This is a genomic window from Leucobacter tardus (assembly GCF_017583045.1).
Lineage (GTDB): Bacteria > Actinomycetota > Actinomycetes > Actinomycetales > Microbacteriaceae > Leucobacter > Leucobacter tardus.
This window is the reverse complement of the sequence record NZ_JAGFBF010000005.1, coordinates 990,763-1,009,325: the sequence shown is the minus strand read 5'-3', so window position 1 is coordinate 1,009,325 and position 18,563 is coordinate 990,763. Positions and strand designations below refer to the sequence as shown.

The following is an 18,563-nucleotide window of genomic DNA, read 5'->3' as shown; positions in this document are numbered from 1 at the left end:
CGGTCTCTGAGAGACTGGGCCGCACGTCTGCGACCATCGCCGAGTCGGCAGCGTGTACGCGACCGAGGGGACGGGCATGGCCGAATCACGAGACACGCATCGAGACGATGACCCGGACGCTTCACGCCCGCACGTGAAGCAGACGCGGATCATGCTGCGCCCCACGGGCAACCCGTTGCCTCTGGCGTTCCTCTCGCTCGCCGTCGCCACCGTCGGGTTCAGTGCGCTGCAGCTGGGGATCGTCGGGCCAGACGAGTCCCACATCATCGCCGTCGCCGTGCTCGTGCTGACCGTTCCGCTGCAGCTGCTCTCAGCGGTGATCGGGTTCGGGGCGCGCGACCCGATCGCGGGTACCGGTATGGCGATCGTGTCGGGAGTCTGGGCGATGATCGCCGTTTCCACACTGCTCACGACTCCGGGTGCCAGCAGCCCTGCGCTGGGACTTCTGCTGCAGGTCGCCGCGATCGCGTTGTTGGTGCCGGTGGTCGCCGCCCGCGGCAAAGTGCTCGCGTCGATGGTGCTCGTCGGGTCGGCCGTGCGGTTCTCGGTGACGGGGATCTCGCACCTCACGGGCGCACCGATGTGGGACGCAGTGGGCGGGATCCTCGGCATGCTCCTGGGTGCCCTCGCGCTCTACGCCGCGCTGGGGTTCGAACTCGAGGAGTCGGCGCACCCGGTGCAGTTGCCGCTCACGCGTCGTAAACGAGCTCAGGTGCCGTTCAGAGACTCTCTCGAGGAGCAGGTCGACCAGATCGCCAGCGAAGCGGGCGTGCGCCGGCAGCTGTAATAGAGGTTGGCGCTCCTCATCCCACCGACGCGAGCAGCGGGCGCACGTCGACGACGTCGGCACCTGCGGCGGTCGCCGCTGCGATGCCCTGGTCGCTGTCCTCGTAGATGAGCACCGTAGTCGGATCGGTGATGCCGAGGCGCCGCATCGCCAGCTCGTAGCCCTCCGGGTTCGGTTTGCCGTGCGTCAGTTCGTCGTGGGTGATCAGCACGTCGAGTCGGGGTTCGAGCGCGTGCCGACGAAGCAGAGCGTCGATGTTCGACCGATTCGATCCGGTGACCACGCCGACGTGGCGCTCACCGGGGTGCAGCAGCACGTCGAGCACCGGCGTCACGGGACTGATGTCTCCGACGCGGTCGTCGGCGTACACATCGCGTGCCCGGAGCACCGCATCGACGTCGACCGGCCGATCCGCGAGTCGGAACGCCTCGGCGACGATGCCGCGCGCGGAGAAGCCGGAGTGCTCGTGGAACCAATGCTCCGTCATCTCGACACCGTGCAACTGCATCGCGTGGCGCAGCGCCACGAAGTTGAAGTGGTGGTTGTCGAACAGGGTGCCGTCCCAGTCGAACAGCAGCGCTCGAGCGTGCACCGGGGGAGCGAGGTCGGCGGCGGTGCGGGCCGCGATGATGCGAGGCATGACGGGTCGGGTCACGCGGGGACGGGGTCGGCGACCCGCGCCTTGCGGGTCGCCGCGATGTTCACGAGCAGGGTAAGCGTCAGCGCGAGGAGGGCCGAGGTCAGCATTGCGAGGACCATGCCGCCGGCATTCGTCGCGATGAACGGGGCGACGATGGCCGGCAGGTACGCGGTCGCCTCGGCGCCGGTGAGTCCGACGACGGCTCCGCCGGCGGTCGCGGAGAGCAGGGCGATCGCGAACACCTTCTTGTCGCCGAACATGAAGGGGTAGGAGGATTCGACGAACGTTCCGAAGAAGAAGTTCACCGCCGCACCCGATCCGGCGAGCGCGCGCTCTCCCGACGTGCGGGGGCGGATCACGTTGGCGAGCGTGATGCCGAGCGACACCATGACGAGCGAGACCATGTCGATGGCTCCGAAGAAGCTGTGGCCCTTCTGCGCCATCTCGAGCAGCACGAGCGGCAGGATCACCGAGTGGTACACCCCGCCGATGATGGCGGGCCACATGGCGAGACCGGCGAGGGCGCCCGCGAGAATCGGGTTGAAGTCGACCGCCCACTCGATGGACGTCTTGACCCACTCGCCGAGGAGGCTGGTGAACGGTGCGAGAACGAAGTAGACGAGCAATCCGGGCAGGAGGCCCGCGAACGCACCGGTCACGATGTTCGCCGTCGTCGCGGGGAAGCGCCAGCGCAGGGTCAGGTTGATGAGCCCCGAGGCGAGCATGCCCGCGAGGATGCCGGCGACGAGGCCTCCGAGAATGCCACCCTCTTGCGCGAGGATGCCGGCGATGGCGCCGGCAACGAGACCCACTTCGTCGAGACCGCTGATCTTGCGGGCGGCGACGGCGGCGACCACGACGGGAAGCGCGGCGATGAGCAGATCGAACACGGGGGAGAGGCCATCGAGACCCGGGATCTTGCTGACGGCGAGGACCAGTGCGAGAGCGATGAATGCGGGGATCGAGCCCACCATGATGCCGCGGATGCTGATGCGACGCCACGTGGCCTCGGTGCGGGGCGCATCGCTGGACGACGCCGACGACCCGCCGAGGGCAGGTCGGTACTTCACCTTCCAGTAGCGGGCCAGACCCGAGACGTAGGAGACCGCACGAGTCGTGCTGGTCGTGCCGGTGGTGCCCGACGCCGAAACGAGGTTCACCCCCATCTGCTGCGCCAGAGCGATGGAGCTGCCCCCGGTGCCGGCCACGGGGATCCCGAGCTCGGCGGCCGCTGCGATCGTCTGCGCGTGCGTGTCGCCCGGATCGGAACTCATCAGCACGAGACCCGTGATCTCACCGAGACGCACGCGCTCTGCGAGACGCGCGTCAGAGGTGCGGGCGATCTCATTGATCTCGGCGAGCGTGCCGGACTCGATGACGACGGGGTCCGCGCCATCGATGCCCCAGAGTTCGGCCGGGGCGTCCGGAGCGATACCGTCCATCGACGAGGAAGCCGAGACGAAGAGCACGTCTGCGAGGGCGAATCCGGCCGCACGCAGTTGGCGACGGACGTCGCGAATGAGTCGCGCCGGGTCGTTCCCGCCATGACTCCGCAGGTTGCCCCCGGAACTGCCGAGGATCGCGACGTACTCGCTGGCCGTGTCGGTCTGCGCGGTGTCCTCTTCAGTCATTGAAGCGGGCGTCCTTCCGGGAAGTCGAGCGCGTGGAGTCGGGCGCGATCACCCCGTCTCGGGGCGTCGCCGGCGACACGCACGGTTCACGCCATCGCCGCACACGCCTCTAGAAGTTTAGTACGGAGACGACATGAACCGTGCCACGATGCCGCGTTCACGGCGCGACGGCGGCCGCGTGGAGTCGCGCATACCTACCGTCCAGACGCAGCAGCGCTTCGTGGGTGCCGCGTTCCCTGATCCGGCCGTCCTCCATGACGACGATCTCGTCGGCGGTCCGCGCCTGGGCGAACCGGTGCGCGACGATCACCGCGGTGCGCCCGGCGGCGACGGCGGAGACGGCCGCATCGAGATCCCCTCCGGCGCCGCCGTGCGCGGTGGCCTCATCGAGCACGACGACGGGAGGATCGAGCAGCAGCACCCGGGCGAGCGCGATCTGCTGCACCCGCGCATCGTCGAGGTCGGGTCCGAGCACCGTCTCGAGCGCCTCGGGCAGGTCGTGACTCCACGCGGCGCCGACGGCGTCGAGAGCGCTCCAGAGCGTGACGTCTGACGCCTCGGGGCCTGCAACACGCAGGTTGTCGGCGAGCGTGCCCGTGAACACATGAGTCTCCTGAGTGACGAGCAGCACCGCACGCTGCCCGTCGTGCCCCGCGGCGCGAGCCGGGACGCCGCCGACGTGCACGTCGCCCGTCGACGGTTCCAGTACCCCGGCAATGAGCTGCGCGAGCGTGGACTTGCCCGACCCGGACACCCCGACGAGCACCGTCGTCGATCCGGCTGCCAACTTGAGATCGGTCCGCTCGAGCGCGTTCCGTGCGCTGCCACGATAGCGGTGGCTCGCCGCACGCACGCTGATGCCCGCATCGGAGATGTCCTGTCTGACGGTCCGCTGCGGTGCGACGAGCAGGACACCCGAGAGACGGCCGAGTCCGGCTGCGGCGCGTTGCAGGTCATCGATGCTCGAGAGCAGGGATCCGATGGGCCCGAACAGCTGGTGGAAGAAGAGCGCGGCGGCGGTCACGGCCCCGACGGTCAACCCGGCGGCCGTGACCTGCCAGAAGCCGACGGTGAGCACCGCGGCGAGTCCGAGAAACTCTGCGCAGTTGAGACCGGCATTGAATCGGTTGCGTGCACGGGTGGCTTCGCGGGTGGTCTCCACCGCGGTGAGACTGCGATCGGAGATGCGCGCGAGGTGCGGTGCCTGCGCACCGTGCGCGACGACCGTGTCTGATCCGGAGACCGTCTCGATGACCGCCTGACCGCGCTCCGATTCTTCGCGGCGCAGCCGGCGGTAGAGCGGGCGCGAGCGACGGAGGAAGCGCCGTGTCGACCACACCTGCACCGGCACGGCGATCAGTGCGGCGAGTGCGAGCCACGGATCGAGCAGGGCCAGCCCGACACCCGTGAGGGCGATCGTGAAGCCCGCGCTCACGCATCGCGGCAAGACGTCGGAGACGGCGGCCGTGATGGCCTCGACGTCTCCGGTGACCCGGGAGACGACATCCGCGCTGCCCGCGCGCTCGACGGTGTCGCGGTCGAGCCGCACGGCGGCGGAGAACACCTCCTCCCGCAGGTCGGCGAGGGACCCCTGCAGTGCGGAGACGAGGCAGCGCCCGCCCGCCCGCATGAGGAGCGCCGAGATCAATCCAGCGCCGACGACCACACCGGCGATGCGGACGAGCGCCCAGAGTTCCGTGCCGTCGACCACGGCGTCCACGATCCATCCCAGAGCGGGTGGGATGAGGAGCGCCGACGCCGAGCCGAGCAGCAGCAGGAGGAGGGTGCGGGTGAGCGCCCCGCCTCGGCGGCGCAGGATTCGCCAGGCGTGACGCGCGCTCAGCCGGGCCCCGGCGATCGGCAGGCGATCCTCGCCGTCCGGTGCGTCCCCGGTGCCGAAGGGGGCGGTCATCCCGCCCGCTCCGCGACGGTCTCAGCGGCGGTGCTGCCGGTCTGATCGACCACCCGATGACAGGCGTCGAGCAGGATGGGGCTCGAGGTGATGACGACGATGGTGCGGCCGAGCGCGGCGAGGCCCCCGGCGACGCGCTGCTCGGTGACGGGGTCCAGTGCGGTCGCCGGCTCGTCGAGCACTGTGACCTCGGCGTCGCCGTGCAGCGCGCGGGCGAGCAGCACACGCTGGCGTTGACCGCCCGAGAGTCGCCTGCCGCTCTCGCCGAGCTCCGCCTCGGCGGAGCCGAGGTGAGCGACGACGTCGTCGAGGGCGACTGCTTTCGCGATTTCCGGATCCCAGACATCGTTCGCGCCACCGACCAGCGCGCCTACGACGTTCTCGCGCAATGTTCCGCTGAAGATCGCGGCGTCGTGGGGCGGGGCGGTGACGAACCGACGGTACTGCTCCGGGCACACGCGGATCGCGTCGGTGCCGGCGATGAACACGGCTCCGGGCTCAGGTGCGGCACGCAGTCCGAGCCGCGCCGACAGCGCGCGTGCCTCGGCTGCGCCCGCGACGCGTACGCCGGTGAGCGCACCGGGCAGCGCCTCAGCGGACCCTCCGCCAAGATGCCACGACAGCACCGGCACGGGGGTTTCAGGCCGCGCCGTATCCGGACGGCTCCCTGCCGCGAGTCGGAACGGTTCCGTGACGACTCCGCGCAACCGCCGCGCGGAGGCGCGCTTGTGCGCCCAGTTGGCCCCGAAGGTGCCGATGTGGGCGAGCGAGCCCTGGAGGAATTGGGCGAGCGCGACGACCGTGACGAGCTGGCCCACGGTGATGTCGTCGTTCGCGGCCATCCATGCGGCAGCAAGCGCGAGTCCGCCCAAGTACACGACCGAGACGGCGCTGCTCACCGTCTCAGAGGTGATGAGCGTGCGAGCGGTGGAAACGGCGCCGCGGAGCGATGCCGCGGACGCCCTGCGGTAACGGCGCACCATCTCCTTCTCGGCGCCCAGGCCGTGCACGATCCGCAGGCCGGCCATCGTGTCGGTGGCGACGTCACTGGCGTTGGCCACCGAGGCCTGCTCGGCCATGCCCAGCTTCTCGATCGGCCGCGCCAGGGCATGCATACCGATGAGCACGGCGATGGCCCCGACGAGCACGCCGACGCCGAGCGGCACCGAGATGACGAGCAGCGCAGTGCTCGCGGCCAGCACCGCTGCGATCGTCGCGCCCTGCTCGGCCACGCTCCAGGCGACCCCGGCGACGCGGAAGCTGTCACTCGTCGTCACCGACAGGACCTCGCCCGTGCGGTCGTGGGAGCGACGTCCGCGCGGGTGCAGCACGCGAGCGCTCACCAGCTGGCGCAGGTCGTGCTCGCCGTGGCCGTACACGCGCACCATGCCGAGCGCGGCACGCTGATAGCTCAGTGAGAGCACGACGAAGAGCAGCGCGAGCGCTCCGATCCACCAGGCGAGCGCGAGCGGATCATCCCGAACGATCGCGCGGTCGATGACGACGCCGATCGCAATCGGTACGGCGGCTTCGCACGCCTGATGGGTCATGAACCCGAGGGTCGCTCCCGAGAGCCGCCACCCGCGGCCGCCGTGCAGCAGTGCCACGCGGAAGGTGCCCGCGGTCCCGGCATCGGGCCCGAGCGCGCGATCGATCGTGCTCATGAGGTCAACCGTAGGGACGGAATCGAGCGGCAGGGTGACGATCGTTTATTCGTATCCGACACCGGAATGAGAGACAATGGGCGGGTGCCGCAGCACCCGCCGATCATCCCCGAGGGCTACACGCTCACGACGCGCTTCATGCGCGATCGCTACTGGCATCCCCACTTCGGCTGTCCGCCGGGGGCGCACACCCACCCGGAGCACGTCGTCTTCTTTCCGATCCTCGGAAGCGAGTCGGTGGTCGTCGCCGGGCGCCCGCATCAGTTGACCGTGGGGGAGGGCGTCTGGGTGCCCGCAGACACTGCGCACTCCGTCCTGCGGGTTCCGGCGTCGATGATGGCGGCGGTGCACATCGATCCGGCCGCTTGGTCGGGTGAAGCTCTGACGGTGCGCGAGGTGGGCGTGCGCGCGGCCCTGCGCGAGCTGCTGATCTACCTCATGGAGGCGCCGATCCCCAAGGATCAGCGGTTACGCGCCCAGCGCGTCTGCCTCGAGCTCCTGGCCGATGAGGGGCGACGGGAGTTCGATCTCGTGATTCCGCAGGACGAACGCATCGCGCCGATCGTGCAGGCGCTCCTCGCTGATCCGGCCGACGGGCGGTCGCTCGAGGAGTGGGCGTGGACAGTGTCGTTGAGCAGTCGCACGGTGGCGCGCGTCTTCGACCGTACGACGGGCATGACGTTCAACGCCTGGCGCATGCGGCTGCGGGTGACGCGTGCGGTGGAGCTGCTGATCAGCGGCATGCCCGTCGGCGTCGTGGCGGGCAAAGTGGGCTACGCGTCGATCGGCGCGTTCAGCAACGCGTTCCAGCGCGTCTCCGGCCACCGGCCCCAGGAGTTCCTTCCTGCGCGCGCATGATTCCGGCGCGAGAGTGTCGGAAACGAGTAAGTGCTTGTCACCCCGGAGCCCCGGCGTGACCCTACGGTGAGTGGGGGATCGTCCCGCGCCGCGCGGACGAACCGCGGACGAACCGCGGACGAGGGGAGACGAGGACCGATGGCATTCTGCGAGCCCGCCGAGGTCGTGCGAGTGATCCGCGTCTCACCGTCGTTGATTCGCGTGCGTTTGCGCGCGGTCGGTGAGTGGCGCTGGCCCGCCGACGGTCGGGGCGACGAGCGCGTCGATGTCGCGTTCCCCTGGCCGGGTGAGACGCGCGCCGACGTGACGTACTTCAATCGTGAGCACGACGGCGACGTCGTCGACGAAGCGGAACCCCCGTGGCGGCACTACACGATGCGCGCGGTGCATGACGGCGGACGCGAGTTCGACATCGAGTTCGCCGTGCACGGCAGCGGTGTCGCTTCGGCTTGGGCAGAGCAGGCCGAGCCCGGCCAGGTACTTGGCATCTTCCGCGGTTCCGCGGTATCGCACGCGTACCATGTGCTGCCCGCTGATGCGCAGTGGCAACTGCTCGTGGCCGACACCACCGGGCTTCCCGGTCTCGCGCGCATCGTCGAGGAACTGCCGGCAGGAATGCCCGTGCACGCGATCGTCGAGGTTCCCTGCGACGAGGATCGCCGCGAGATCGCGACGCGGGGCGACGTCGAGTGGACCTGGATCATCGGATCGGGCGGCCTCGACAGCGCCCTTCCTGCCGCGGTCGAATCGGTCTCCCTGCCAGAGACTCCCGGATACGCGTGGGTCGCCTGCGAGTCGGCGGCGGCGCGCACGATCCGCTCGCATCTGCGCGGTCCGCTGCGGCAACCGCGGAATCGGCACCGGGCGATCGGATTCTGGACGGCCGGGAAGGTGGGGCACGACGGTCGCGGAAACGACTGACGGTCGCGGCGGATAGAGTCGAACCGGGCATCTGTTTCGAAGGCGGCGCGATCGACTGGCGCAGCGGTGCCCCGTGATCCGAGAGGGGAGTGCCGATGCAGATCGCACCCGCGCTCGTCATCGCACTGATCGGGACGGGCGGACTGTTCGTGGCGGGAGGGTCGTTCCGGTTCATTCGGGACGCCCGACGTATCGTCGCGCCGGTCGTCGCCCTCATCGGGTGGGGCCTGCTGGCCCTCGGCGTCGGCCTGTGGCTCGTGAATCTCGGATCGCCGCTCGTGCTCATCATCGTGCTCGTCGCGGTGTTCGGCGTGCTGCTGCTCGGCAACCTCGTGGGGTACCCGCTGCTGGTGCTCTTCCTGCTGTACTCCGGGGTGACGATTCTGCGCCGCGAGAGCCGGACGCTCGGCAACGCGCTGGCGCTGATCGCCGGCATCGCGCTCCTGGTGCTGCCGACCACGCTCGGCTGGCTCGCGCCCGCCGACGTGGTGCGCGACGATCCTGCGTATCTGATTCGATACGCCGTGCACCTGTCAGCGGTGCTGGTCGTGGTCTTCTTCGGCTTCGCGTTCGCCGCGTTCATCGTCGCGTCTCTGCTGTACCGCTGGCGTCGCGGACGTGCCGCTCCCGAGGCCGTGATCGTGCTGGGCGCCGGGCTCATCGACGGACGCGTCCCTCCACTGCTCGCGGGACGGCTCGATCGCGGAATCCAGGCGCGGAACGACCATGGCGGTGTCCCCTTCATGATCGCGAGCGGCGGTCAAGGGGATGACGAGCCCCGACCCGAGGGCGAGGCCATGCGCGAGTACCTCATCGCGCACGGCGTGCCCGCCGAAGTCGTGGTCGCCGAGACGCGCTCGCGGACGACTGCCGAGAACCTGCGTTTCTCGCGCGAACTGCTCTCCGGCCCCGACGCGCGGGTCGTGGTGGCGACGAGCAGCTACCACGTGTTCCGCGCCGCGCTCCTCACGCGCGCGCTCGGGATGCGGGCTCACGTCGTCGGCGCGCGCACCGCCTGGTACTTCCTTCCGAGCGCGGTGCTCCGCGAGTTCGCGGGCGTCATGCGCGATCACTGGCGGGTCAACGCCGTTGCCACCGGGCTCTTGATCGCCGGAGCGGTAGCGTTCACGCTCGTGATCGTGCCCGCCATGGTGCCGGTCCCCGGGTGACCGACCGTCAGTGTTCCTGCGATGGTCGCCACATGCCTGCGGGGTCCGCGTGCGGTAGGCGCGTGATGCGGTGCAGCGTGCGGAACCCGAACCGGCGATAGAGCGTGCGGTTCCGTTCGCTCGATGATTCGAGGTAGGCGGGGAGGTGAGCGGCGTCGATCGCCGTGAGTCGAAACCGCAGGAGTGCGGACCCGACACCCCTGTCGCGCGCGCCGTCACGGACGCCGAGTTCGGCGAGGTACCAGTGCGGAGCGCGCGGTCGGAACCGGGCGAGCGCGAGCTCGAGACGCATTCCGGTCACGAGACCGCGAAGGCCGACCGCGCGAGCGAACCTCGGCAGTTCGGGCATCTGGTGCAGGAAGGTGAGCCGATGCCCGGGCGGTTCCCACGTGGCGACCCCCACGACTCGGCCGCGCGCATCGCGCGCCATGTCGATCAGCACGCCAGACCGCGCACCCGAGCGCAGCAGCGCCTCGAACAGTGCGCGCAGACGCCGTTCACGTCGGCGACCGACGACGAGTGGCCCGACGACCGGGTCGTCGCGAAACGCATCGGCGAGCACGCGCGCCGCCGCTGGAATGTCGGCGGGCCCTGCGGAACTGACGGTCACCATCCGGACTGCGCCGCCCGGGGTGATCGCGGTGAGCGGACCGGTCGTCGCGACCACCAGATCACGGCGACCGACACGACGGAGAACGCGATGGCGATACCGACGACGGCGACCGCGACCGTGCCGTACCCCTGCGACGGGTTCAGAAAGGGGTAGGGCACCCAGCCATCGGTGGCACCGCGCATCAGGACGACGGTGGTCCAGATGAGCGGGTACCCGAGCTGCAGGATCATGCTCGACCACGGCAGGGGTCCGCGATCTCTCGTGCACAGCCAATCGGCCGTGACGAGGAGCGGCGCGGCGATGTGCATCACCCAGTTCGCCCACGGCACCGGAACGCCGCCGGCGGCGCCGAGCGGTGCGAGCAGCACGGCGTAGACGAGACCGACCACGATCATGCAGACCGTGGTGAGGCCGCGCAGCTGCACGAGCCATATCGGGTGCGTGCCTCGATGACGCACGGCCGCGACACCGCACACCAGGGCCGTCGCCACGCACAGCAGGTTCGACTGAATCGTGAAGTAGCCGAAGAAGTCCCACGGGTTGATCGTGGTCCGGCTCGCCGCCTCTGCCCAGGTCGCACCGATCGCGGCCAGGACCAGGGCGCCCACCAGCACGCGCGCACCGGCGAGGACCTTCGCGCCGGTGCGCGGTGCGCTGCTCGCGATCATGCGCCTCATGGTAGCCGGACCGAGCGGGCGCACCCGCTAGCCGCGGTACGCGGCGCGCAAGAAGTGCTCGCGGTCGGCGTCACCGGTCGCGGCGTCCGCCACCGTCCACGCCAGTGCGGTCGCACCCACGAACATCGCCTCGTACGCGGTGTCCTGGTCGGCGAGTCGGGCGAAATCGTGCGAATGAATGGGAGCGTCGACTCCCGGCAAGCTGAACCATGGATGGAGCGAGGGAATCACCTGACTGAGATTGCCCATGTCGGTCGACCCGCCGCTCATCCCCGCCGACGGAGAGGTGTCGAGACCGAGTGCGTCGGCGGCGTCGACCCAGCTCGCCGCGAGGCGGCCGTGCTGCAGCAACGGTTCGTAGAGCGGTTCCGTCGCCGTGATCTCGACGTCGGTTCCGGTCGCCGTCGCGGCGCCGATGAAGCACTGGCGCACCCGCTCGTGCAGTGCGTGGTACGCGTCCATCTCGAAGGCGCGGCACTCGAAATCGATCACCGCGCGGTCGGGGATGATGTTCGTGACCGACCCTGCTTCGCGGGTGACGAGGCCGATACGCTCGTCCCCGCGCGTCTGCTGTCGCAGCAGACCGATCGCGACCTGCGCGAGTACCGCTGCGTCGGCCGCGTTGATCGCGAGGTGCGGAGCTGCGGCGGCGTGCGCCGACCGACCCGTGAAGATGGCTCGGTAGCGTCCCACCGCTTGCGCGGACGTGCCCACGGGGTTGTACGTGACCCCGTCCTGCACGGGGTGCAGCATGACGCAGATCGAGACGCCGTCGAACACCCCCTCCTCGAGCAGAACAGCCTTGCCTCCGCCGTGCTCCTCGGCCGGCGTTCCAACGGCGCGGAGCGTGATCCCGAGTTCGTCGACAAGCGGTGCGAGCGCGAGGGCGGCGGCGACCGAGGCGCCCGCGATCAGGTGGTGCCCGCAGGCATGACCGATCTCAGGAAGTGCGTCGTACTCCACACAGACGGCGACGGTGAGGTCGCCGCTGCCGATACGCGCGTCGAAGGCGGTGTCAAGACCCCCGACACCCGGGGTGACCTCGAAGCCGCCCTCCGCGAGCAGCGCCATGATCGCTGCGGCGCTGCGGTGCTCCGCGAAGGCGATCTCCGGGTCGGCGTGCAGGGCGCGCGAGAGCGCGTCGACTCGTGGTCGCCATGCCTCGATGGACTCCGCGATGGCTCGCTTGACGGGGGTCGTCGATACATCGGTGAGCGCAGACATGCGGATGCTCCTTAGTAGCTCAGTGAGGGGAACGGCGCGCCGGTGGCCTGAGTCGGCACCCAGACGGCCTTGGGCTGGGTGTACTCCTCGATGAAACCCGGGCCAGATGAGCGGCCGTGCCCCGAATCGCCGAATCCGCCGAACGGGACTGCGACGTGGATCGTCTTGTACGCGTTGATCCAGAAGGTGCCCGCCCGCACCGACCGTGCGACGAAGTGGGCCCGAGACACGTTCTCCGTCCACACGGCTCCCGCGAGCCCGAATCGGGTGCCGTTCGCGCGTGCGATGGCCTCCTCCTCGGTGTCGAAGGTGTCGGCGCCCACGACCGGGCCGAACACCTCGGTCGTCTCGAGCGTGTCGCCCTGCCGCACACCGTCGAGCAGCGTCGGCAGTACCCAGTTGCCGCCGGCGAGGTGGGATCCGGCGATGCTCTCGGGCAGCTGATCTGCGGTCACGCGTCGCGCGCCGTCGGCGACGCCGGTCGAGATCAGCGACTGCACCGTCTCGAACTGCGGGCGCGTGATGATCGGGCCGACCTCGGTCGTGGCGTCGAGCGGGTCGCCGAGGCGCAGCTTGCCGGCGCGTTCCGCGACGCGTTCGATGAAGGCGTCGCGGATCTCGCGCTGCACGAGCAGCCGCGATCCGGCGACGCACGACTGACCGGCACCCGAGAAGATGGCCGAGATCGCGCCGTCCGCGGCGCGATCCAGGTCGGCGTCGGCGAAGACGATGTTCGCGCTCTTGCCGCCGAGTTCGAGCACGGTGGGAATGCCGGCCTGTGCGGTGGCGACGCTCACGCGACGTCCCGTCGGCACCGATCCGATGAACGACACCTTGCCGACGCGCTCATCGGTCGTGAGCGCGGATCCGACGGTGGCGCCCGCCCCGACCGCCACGTTGAACACGCCGTCCGGGAGTCCCGCGTCGTGAGCGATCTGCGCCAGGCGAACCGTGGAGAGCGGCGTGAACTCGCTCGGCTTCAGGATCACGGCGTTGCCCGCGGCGAGGGGTGCCGCCGAGTTCCATCCGGCCGTGAAGACCGGGGCGTTCCACGGCGTGATCGCAACGATCACCCCGTAGGGTTCGCGCTCGGTGTAGGTGTGCCAGTTGCCGGGCACCGGGATCGTCTGCCCCATGATCTTGTCGGCCCAGCCGGAGTAGTACCCGAACATCTCGACGACCTTCGCGACCTCGACCCGCGCGTCCCTGATGGCTTTGCCCGTGGTCGCCGACTCGAGGAACGCGAGCTCTTCCGCGTGGGCTTCGACCGCGACGGCCACCGCACGGAGGATGCGTGCGCGCTCGAAGGCGCCGACATTGCGCCAGGTCTGCGCTCCGCGTACCGCGCTCGTGATCACGGCCTCGGCGCCGTCTGCGCCGGCATCGGCGAAGCGGGCGAACGTCTCACCGGTTGCGGCGAGCGTCAGCGACAGCTCGTCGCCCGACCCCGTGTGCACGCGCCCGTCCATGAACGAGCCGATGCGGCCCCCGAGCGACTGCTGCAGTGCGGCCGTGGCGGTCTCGACGGATGAGATGGTGTGCGTCATTGTGCGGTCCTTTCGTCGTGTGCGGGCTCCGGCTGCGCGGCGACCCGGTCGGTCACCGCGGGGGCGACCGTGCGAGCGATCTCGGTGAAGTCCGCGGCGCTGCCGAGTTCGGCGAGCGAGCGCTGCCAGAGCGTGTCGGCGGCGCCGAGAAGCGCCGGCTGTTCACCCATCTCGCTCGCGATGTCCATGGCGAGGTGCAGGTCGCGCGCCATCAGACCCATGGTGAAGCCGGAGTCGTGGGTGCCGCTCAGGACCCAGTCCGGGTACATCTTGCTCGAGACGCGGCTCGCACCGGACGCGGCGGAGACGCCGGCAACTGCGGATCCCGGGTCGACGCCCCAGGCCTCGGCGATCGCCAGGGCTTCGCCCACGGTGGCGAGGTTCACGGCGGCGAGCGCGTTGTTGATGAGTTTCACGACGTTGCCGGCGCCCGGCCCGCCGAGGTGCTGGTACGTGCCTCCGGTGAGCGCATCGATGACCGGAGTGGCGACGGTGACGGCGACATCGGTGCCGCCGACGAAGGCGCTGAGGCTTCCGGTCGCCGCACCTGCGCGACCGCCGGAGACGGGGGAGTCGACGAACGCGATGCCCTGCTCGGCCGCGAGTGCGGCCATCTCGCGGCTGGTGGCCGGGTCGGAGGTGGTGGTGTCGACGATCGCCCGCAGGGAGGTGTGCTGCAGGAGTACCGGCACGGTGGAGCGTACGAGCGCCGCGTTCGGCAGCGAGAGCACGACGTGCGCGACACCATCGAATGCTCCGAGCGCGTCCACGGCCTTGGCGCCGGCGTCGATGGCGCGCTGCCGGGCGTCGGGGGAGGGGTCGAAGCCGGTGACGTGCCAGCCAGCGCGAACGAGGCTGGCCGCCATCGCGCCGCCCATGGCGCCGAGTCCGATGACGGCGATGCGATTCTGCGGTGAGGATTCCATGTGTGCTTTCTGCTGCGAGTCGGTGGGTGAGCGGGCGAGGTCAGTCGCGATAGATGTCGAGGTCGTTCCAGAGCTTCTGGGTGCGTCGCAGCGCCTCCCGGCTGTGCTCGGGGTGCGCGGCCTCCATGCCGGCGAGCAGCCCGTAGACGATCGAGGTCGTCGCGGTGATGGACTGGAAGAACGAGATGCCCTCGGACGGTACGATCAGGGTTCGATCGGCGACCGCAGCGGTGGGACCGCTGCGGATGTCGGTGATCGCGACGATGGCGGCCCCGGTGCTCTTCGCCGATTCGACGGCGGCCTGCAACTGTCGTTGCGTGCGCCACAGGGCGATGTTCACGAGCACGTCGTCCTCGCCGAGCGACGCGAGGGTGCTCGCGAGGTGGACGCCGCCCCGACCCTCGTGGGTGATGTCGTAGCCGATGATGCGTCCGAGGTGCGCGAACATGCTCGCCGGGGCGGCGAACGATCCCATGCCGAGCACGATGATGCGTCGGGCGGCGGCGAGGGTCGAGATCGCGGCGTCGGCGTCCTTCTGAGCGTTGAGGTCGAAGGTCTGCCGCAGGTTCGCGAGGTCGTGCTCGATCGCCCGGTGCAGCGGCGACTGCGAGGTCCCGTGCTCGATGAGCGTCTGCTCCGAGCTGATCATCGTGAGGTATCGGGCGCGCAGTTCGCGCTGCAGGTCGGGCCAGCCGCGGTATCCGAGCGACTGCGCGGTGCGCACCACCGTCGAGTTGTTCACCTCGGCGTGCCTGGCGACCTCGGCGGTGTCGGCGAACGGGATCAAGCTCGGGTGCCGTCGCAGCGTGTCGACGACGCGCTGCTGCGACTTCGAGAGTCCGGCGGTGTCGAGGATGTCGATGACGGCGGCCATATCGTCCTGCATGCTGCCCACTTCCTCGTGATTCGGGGGTCTCCCTGCAATGTAGCAACCGAATTCCCGTCGTGCAATCCGTATTGCAGTTTCGGTTTTTGCATCCTATGATTGCGAGCAAGCTTCTGCATGGCGGCCTCACCCGAGGCGGACCCAGCGGCGGCGACTCGCAGCGCTGCGGTCGGACGGGACCGCAGCCACACGCCATTTTCGAGGAAGCAGTCATCGATGACCCCACTCACCGAAACGCAGAAGATTAGCATCGCCGTCGGCGTGCGACAGATCTGGCCTCCCGCGCTCGCGGCGCTCATCATGGCGGTCATCGCCCAGGCGATCGGGCAGCGCACGCTGCAGCTCGGCCCCGCCTCGATCGTGTTCTTCCCGATGGTGTGGGGCTTGCTGCTCGCCGGATTCCTCTCGCTGCAGCGCATCAAGCGGGTGAGCCTCGACTTCCAGAAGATCGCCAACCTGTTCGTCGGCATCGCCGTCTCGATCCTGATCGCGCGCCTCGCCTTCAACATCGGCCCGAACCTCTCCCTCCTGATCAGTGCGGGGCCCGCCCTCCTGCTCCAGGAACTCGGCAACGTGTTCGGCTCGCTGCTGTTCGCCCTGCCGCTCGCGGTGCTGCTGCGCATGGGCCGGGCCACGATCGGCGCCACGTTCTCGCTCGACCGCGAGCCGTCGTTCGGCATGGTGCGCGAGAAGTACGGTTCGGATTCGGACCAGTTCCGCGGCGTGCTCGCCATGTACGTGTTCGGCACGCTGTTCGGTGCGCTCTACATCACCTTCCTCGCATCGTTCCTCGTGACCACCGGATGGTTCGATGCGCTCGCGCTCGCGATGGGTGCCGGCATCGGTTCGGGATCGATGATGGCTGCCGGAACCGGTGTGATCGTGGACGCCTTCCCGGCGATGGAGTCGGAGATCATGGGTGTTGCCGCGGTCGCGAACCTGCTCGCCACGATCGGCGGCGTCTACCTCGGCATCTACATCTCGCTGCCGCTCGCGGATCGCTTCTACCACTTCCTGACGCGCAAGAGCCGTGCGGCCGAGGTCGCGCAGGACACCCCGGACACCGAGAACAACCTCGAGCTCGTGGCCCAGCTCGAGGAGGCCGCCCGCCCGGTCACGGCCCCGCTGTGGATCACCGTGCCCATCGTGTTCCTCGTCGGACTGACCACCGCCTCCATCGTCGGCGAGGGCCTTTCGTGGTCGATCGTCGCCGGCTACGCCGTGCTCACCGCGCTCGTGCTCCTGAGTGAGGCGCTGGCGTGGCTCACGCGTCGCAAGATCGCGGCCATCGTCTGGGTAACGACGATCGGCGCCTACATCTCGAGTCCCTGGTTCGCCTGGAGCGGTCCGCTCGGCGAGGTCGTGGGCTCGGTCGACCTGCTCTCGATCGCCACCGCGGTGCTCACGTTCGCCGGATTGAGCCTCGGCAAGGACGCCGACCTCCTGAAGTCCGTGGGATGGAAGATCATTCCCGTCGGCTTGGTGTCATTGACGGCCGCATTCCTGCTGTCGACCATTATCGCCGAGTTCACGCTCGGTCTCTGGGGGTAGGCGGGCGCACACCGGTGACGCTGGCGACCGGCCCCGGGCACCATCCGATCTGGCTACGATATTGACGTGTCCCCTCTCGATACCCTCGCGCTCATCGGCGAGATCCTGTCATGGGTCGGTCTCGGCGCGGGGATCCCGCTGTTGATCGTGGCGGAGATCCTCCGTGCCGTGCAGGCGCGATGGATCCCGACCGAGATCACGGTCGTCCGCATCGGGACCGCGTTCTCCGCGCGATGGGTGGCCGACGGGGACCATTGGGAGCGCCCCGTTCGGGCTGATGAGGGCGGTGTCGATGAGGGCGTGTACCCGGGTGAGACGCGTCGCGGAAGGCCGGATGTCGCGCGCTTCGCGTCACCCGGCACCGTTCAGAAGACCTGCATGATCACGGGAGGCCTGCTCACCGGCGCGGGCGTGATCGGATTCGTCGCGTCCTGGATCCCCGCGCTCGTCTAGGCGATCCCGGTCACTCGGCGGGTGGCTCGAATCGCAGCAGGCGATCATCGGTATCGGCCGGGTCGCCGCGCCCGTCGGTGTTGTTCGTGAGCACCCAGATCGCACCGTCCGGGCCGAGCGCGGCATCGCGCATCCGACCGAACTCGCCCGTCCCGTGCTCGGACGACCGTGTGAGATCGTCGAGCGGGATCTCGCGGAGACGTTCCCCTCGCAGGTTCGCGATCCAGATACTACCCGCGGCGATCGTCATGCCGCTGGGACTCGCCTCCGCGGGCTCCCACTGCTGCACCGGGTCGACGAAGCCGTCCGTGTCGGCGATGCCTTCCACGTCCGGCCACCCGTAGTTGCTTCCCGCTTCGATGACGTTGAGCTCGTCCCACCTGTCCTGCCCGAATTCGCTCGCGTAGAGCGTGTCGCCCGCATCCCAGGCGATGCCCTGCGGGTTCCGGTGGCCGATGCTGTAGGCGTAGGCATCGGGGAACGGGTTGTCCGACGGAATGTCGCCCTCCGGGGTCAGGCGCAGGATCTTGCCCGCCAGCGAGTCGACGTCTTGCGCGAGTCCGGTGTCACCGGCGTCGCCGGTCGTGGCGTACAGCATGCCGTCTGGGCCGAAGGCGATGCGGCCGCCGTTGTGGGTTCGTGCGGCGGGAATCCCGCTGAGCACCGTCTCGGGATCCCCGAGCCCGAGACTGCCGGGCTCGCCCGTCACGGGAAACCGCACGATCCGGTTGTCGTCGGCGGTGGTGAAGAAGGCGTACAGGTGCTCCTCGTGCACCGCGATGCCGAGCAGGCCCCCTTCACCCCTCGGCTGCACGCCAGGGACCGCGCCGATCTCGCGGGTCTCACCCGAGTCGTCGAGTTCGAGGATCCGCGCACTGTCGCGCTCGCTGATCACCGCGGTGTCTTCGATGAACGCGACCGACCACGGTGCGTCCAGTCCGCTCGCGATCGTCGACGGACTGTCGGTGTCGGACGACACCCCGGACGGGTCGTCCGACCCTGACGGCGGCGCCGTGCAGGCGCTGACGGTGAGCGTCGCCACCAGCGCGATCACGATCGACATCGGGCGCCCGGTCTTCGGCGGGAGGGGGTGCGTCATGGCTC

The 18,563-nt window shown here is 69.6% G+C and carries 17 protein-coding genes; 6 read left to right on the top strand and 11 right to left on the bottom strand.

The features are described from left to right. Window positions 1-76: 76 nt before the first annotated feature. Complete coding sequence (locus tag J4H85_RS11755; RefSeq protein ID WP_208239847.1) at window positions 77-787, top strand: GPR1/FUN34/YaaH family transporter; 711 nt, start codon at window positions 77-79, stop codon at window positions 785-787. A gap of 16 nt (window positions 788-803) precedes the next feature. Here the strand turns inward: J4H85_RS11755 and J4H85_RS11750 are convergent, their stop codons facing one another. The 4 genes from J4H85_RS11750 to J4H85_RS11735 all read right to left on the bottom strand — a co-directional run bounded on the left by J4H85_RS11750 (window position 804) and on the right by J4H85_RS11735 (window position 6,634). Then, a complete protein-coding gene (locus J4H85_RS11750; protein ID WP_208239845.1) occupies window positions 804-1,427 on the bottom strand; it encodes an HAD family hydrolase in 624 nt (207 codons plus the stop codon). 11 nt (window positions 1,428-1,438) lie between these two features. After that, complete coding sequence (locus J4H85_RS11745) at window positions 1,439-3,058, bottom strand: hypothetical protein (RefSeq protein WP_208239843.1); 1,620 nt, start codon at window positions 3,056-3,058, stop codon at window positions 1,439-1,441. A 157-nt stretch (window positions 3,059-3,215) separates the two neighbouring features. Next, window positions 3,216-4,970 (bottom strand): ABC transporter ATP-binding protein, encoded by a 1,755-nt coding sequence (locus J4H85_RS11740; protein ID WP_208239841.1) that lies wholly within the window; start codon window positions 4,968-4,970, stop codon window positions 3,216-3,218. Then, entirely contained in the window at window positions 4,967-6,634 is a 1,668-nt protein-coding gene (locus J4H85_RS11735; protein ID WP_208239839.1) for an ABC transporter transmembrane domain-containing protein, read from the bottom strand. The genes J4H85_RS11740 and J4H85_RS11735 overlap by 4 nt, the downstream gene beginning before the upstream one ends. Before the next feature lie 84 nt (window positions 6,635-6,718). On the opposite strand from J4H85_RS11735, the gene J4H85_RS14300 reads away from it, so the two are divergent. The 3 genes from J4H85_RS14300 to J4H85_RS11720 all read left to right on the top strand — a co-directional run bounded on the left by J4H85_RS14300 (window position 6,719) and on the right by J4H85_RS11720 (window position 9,582). Further along, on the top strand, window positions 6,719-7,492 hold the full coding sequence (locus J4H85_RS14300) for a helix-turn-helix domain-containing protein (protein ID WP_208239837.1): 774 nt from the start codon (window positions 6,719-6,721) through the stop codon (window positions 7,490-7,492). A gap of 138 nt (window positions 7,493-7,630) precedes the next feature. Beyond that, window positions 7,631-8,413 carry a siderophore-interacting protein gene (locus tag J4H85_RS11725; protein WP_208239834.1) on the top strand — a complete coding sequence of 261 codons (783 nt, stop codon included), beginning with the start codon at window positions 7,631-7,633 and terminating at the stop codon, window positions 8,411-8,413. Between the two features lie 95 nt (window positions 8,414-8,508). Further along, window positions 8,509-9,582: a YdcF family protein gene (locus J4H85_RS11720; RefSeq protein WP_208239832.1), complete on the top strand. Its 1,074-nt coding sequence runs from the start codon at window positions 8,509-8,511 to the stop codon at window positions 9,580-9,582. Between the two features lie 7 nt (window positions 9,583-9,589). Here the strand turns inward: J4H85_RS11720 and J4H85_RS11715 are convergent, their stop codons facing one another. The 6 genes from J4H85_RS11715 to J4H85_RS11690 are packed head-to-tail and all read right to left on the bottom strand — an operon-like array spanning window position 9,590 to window position 15,455. After that, window positions 9,590-10,195 (bottom strand): GNAT family N-acetyltransferase, encoded by a 606-nt coding sequence (locus J4H85_RS11715; RefSeq protein ID WP_208239830.1) that lies wholly within the window; start codon window positions 10,193-10,195, stop codon window positions 9,590-9,592. Beyond that, entirely contained in the window at window positions 10,189-10,863 is a 675-nt protein-coding gene (locus tag J4H85_RS11710) for a Pr6Pr family membrane protein (RefSeq protein ID WP_208239828.1), read from the bottom strand. Before J4H85_RS11710 ends, J4H85_RS11715 begins: the two co-directional genes overlap by 7 nt. Before the next feature lie 36 nt (window positions 10,864-10,899). Continuing rightward, window positions 10,900-12,096 carry an amidohydrolase gene (locus J4H85_RS11705; RefSeq protein ID WP_208239826.1) on the bottom strand — a complete coding sequence of 399 codons (1,197 nt, stop codon included), beginning with the start codon at window positions 12,094-12,096 and terminating at the stop codon, window positions 10,900-10,902. An 11-nt stretch (window positions 12,097-12,107) separates the two neighbouring features. Further along, window positions 12,108-13,643 (bottom strand): aldehyde dehydrogenase family protein, encoded by a 1,536-nt coding sequence (locus J4H85_RS11700; RefSeq protein ID WP_208239824.1) that lies wholly within the window; start codon window positions 13,641-13,643, stop codon window positions 12,108-12,110. After that, window positions 13,640-14,569: an NAD(P)-dependent oxidoreductase gene (locus tag J4H85_RS11695; protein WP_208239822.1), complete on the bottom strand. Its 930-nt coding sequence runs from the start codon at window positions 14,567-14,569 to the stop codon at window positions 13,640-13,642. The genes J4H85_RS11700 and J4H85_RS11695 overlap by 4 nt, the downstream gene beginning before the upstream one ends. Window positions 14,570-14,609: 40 nt before the next feature. Continuing rightward, window positions 14,610-15,455, bottom strand: a complete 846-nt coding sequence (locus tag J4H85_RS11690) for a MurR/RpiR family transcriptional regulator (protein ID WP_208239820.1) — start codon at window positions 15,453-15,455, stop codon at window positions 14,610-14,612. 216 nt (window positions 15,456-15,671) lie between these two features. On the opposite strand from J4H85_RS11690, the gene J4H85_RS11685 reads away from it, so the two are divergent. Together J4H85_RS11685 and J4H85_RS11680 are read left to right on the top strand one after the other, a co-directional pair. Then, window positions 15,672-17,006 (top strand): DUF3100 domain-containing protein, encoded by a 1,335-nt coding sequence (locus J4H85_RS11685; protein WP_208239818.1) that lies wholly within the window; start codon window positions 15,672-15,674, stop codon window positions 17,004-17,006. Between the two features lie 66 nt (window positions 17,007-17,072). Continuing rightward, window positions 17,073-17,459 carry a hypothetical protein gene (locus J4H85_RS11680; RefSeq protein WP_208239816.1) on the top strand — a complete coding sequence of 129 codons (387 nt, stop codon included), beginning with the start codon at window positions 17,073-17,075 and terminating at the stop codon, window positions 17,457-17,459. Between the two features lie 10 nt (window positions 17,460-17,469). Here J4H85_RS11680 and J4H85_RS11675 read toward each other — a convergent pair whose 3' ends face one another. Beyond that, window positions 17,470-18,558 (bottom strand): PQQ-dependent sugar dehydrogenase, encoded by a 1,089-nt coding sequence (locus tag J4H85_RS11675; RefSeq protein ID WP_208239814.1) that lies wholly within the window; start codon window positions 18,556-18,558, stop codon window positions 17,470-17,472. Window positions 18,559-18,563 lie beyond the last annotated feature (5 nt).

Excerpts from the sequence above, each read along its gene's own strand:
- J4H85_RS11755 (WP_208239847.1), top strand. The coding sequence starts at position 77 with ATGGCCGAATCACGAGACACGCATCGAGACGATGACCCGGACGCTTCA.
- J4H85_RS11750 (WP_208239845.1), bottom strand. The coding sequence starts at position 1,427 with ATGCCTCGCATCATCGCGGCCCGCACCGCCGCCGACCTCGCTCCCCCG.
- J4H85_RS11745 (WP_208239843.1), bottom strand. The coding sequence starts at position 3,058 with ATGACTGAAGAGGACACCGCGCAGACCGACACGGCCAGCGAGTACGTC.
- J4H85_RS11740 (WP_208239841.1), bottom strand. The coding sequence starts at position 4,970 with ATGACCGCCCCCTTCGGCACCGGGGACGCACCGGACGGCGAGGATCGC.
- J4H85_RS11735 (WP_208239839.1), bottom strand. The coding sequence starts at position 6,634 with ATGAGCACGATCGATCGCGCGCTCGGGCCCGATGCCGGGACCGCGGGC.
- J4H85_RS11725 (WP_208239834.1), top strand. The coding sequence starts at position 7,631 with ATGGCATTCTGCGAGCCCGCCGAGGTCGTGCGAGTGATCCGCGTCTCA.
- J4H85_RS11720 (WP_208239832.1), top strand. The coding sequence starts at position 8,509 with ATGCAGATCGCACCCGCGCTCGTCATCGCACTGATCGGGACGGGCGGA.
- J4H85_RS11715 (WP_208239830.1), bottom strand. The coding sequence starts at position 10,195 with ATGGTGACCGTCAGTTCCGCAGGGCCCGCCGACATTCCAGCGGCGGCG.
- J4H85_RS11710 (WP_208239828.1), bottom strand. The coding sequence starts at position 10,863 with ATGATCGCGAGCAGCGCACCGCGCACCGGCGCGAAGGTCCTCGCCGGT.
- J4H85_RS11705 (WP_208239826.1), bottom strand. The coding sequence starts at position 12,096 with ATGTCTGCGCTCACCGATGTATCGACGACCCCCGTCAAGCGAGCCATC.
- J4H85_RS11700 (WP_208239824.1), bottom strand. The coding sequence starts at position 13,643 with ATGACGCACACCATCTCATCCGTCGAGACCGCCACGGCCGCACTGCAG.
- J4H85_RS11695 (WP_208239822.1), bottom strand. The coding sequence starts at position 14,569 with ATGGAATCCTCACCGCAGAATCGCATCGCCGTCATCGGACTCGGCGCC.
- J4H85_RS11690 (WP_208239820.1), bottom strand. The coding sequence starts at position 15,455 with ATGCAGGACGATATGGCCGCCGTCATCGACATCCTCGACACCGCCGGA.
- J4H85_RS11685 (WP_208239818.1), top strand. The coding sequence starts at position 15,672 with ATGACCCCACTCACCGAAACGCAGAAGATTAGCATCGCCGTCGGCGTG.
- J4H85_RS11675 (WP_208239814.1), bottom strand. The coding sequence starts at position 18,558 with ATGACGCACCCCCTCCCGCCGAAGACCGGGCGCCCGATGTCGATCGTG.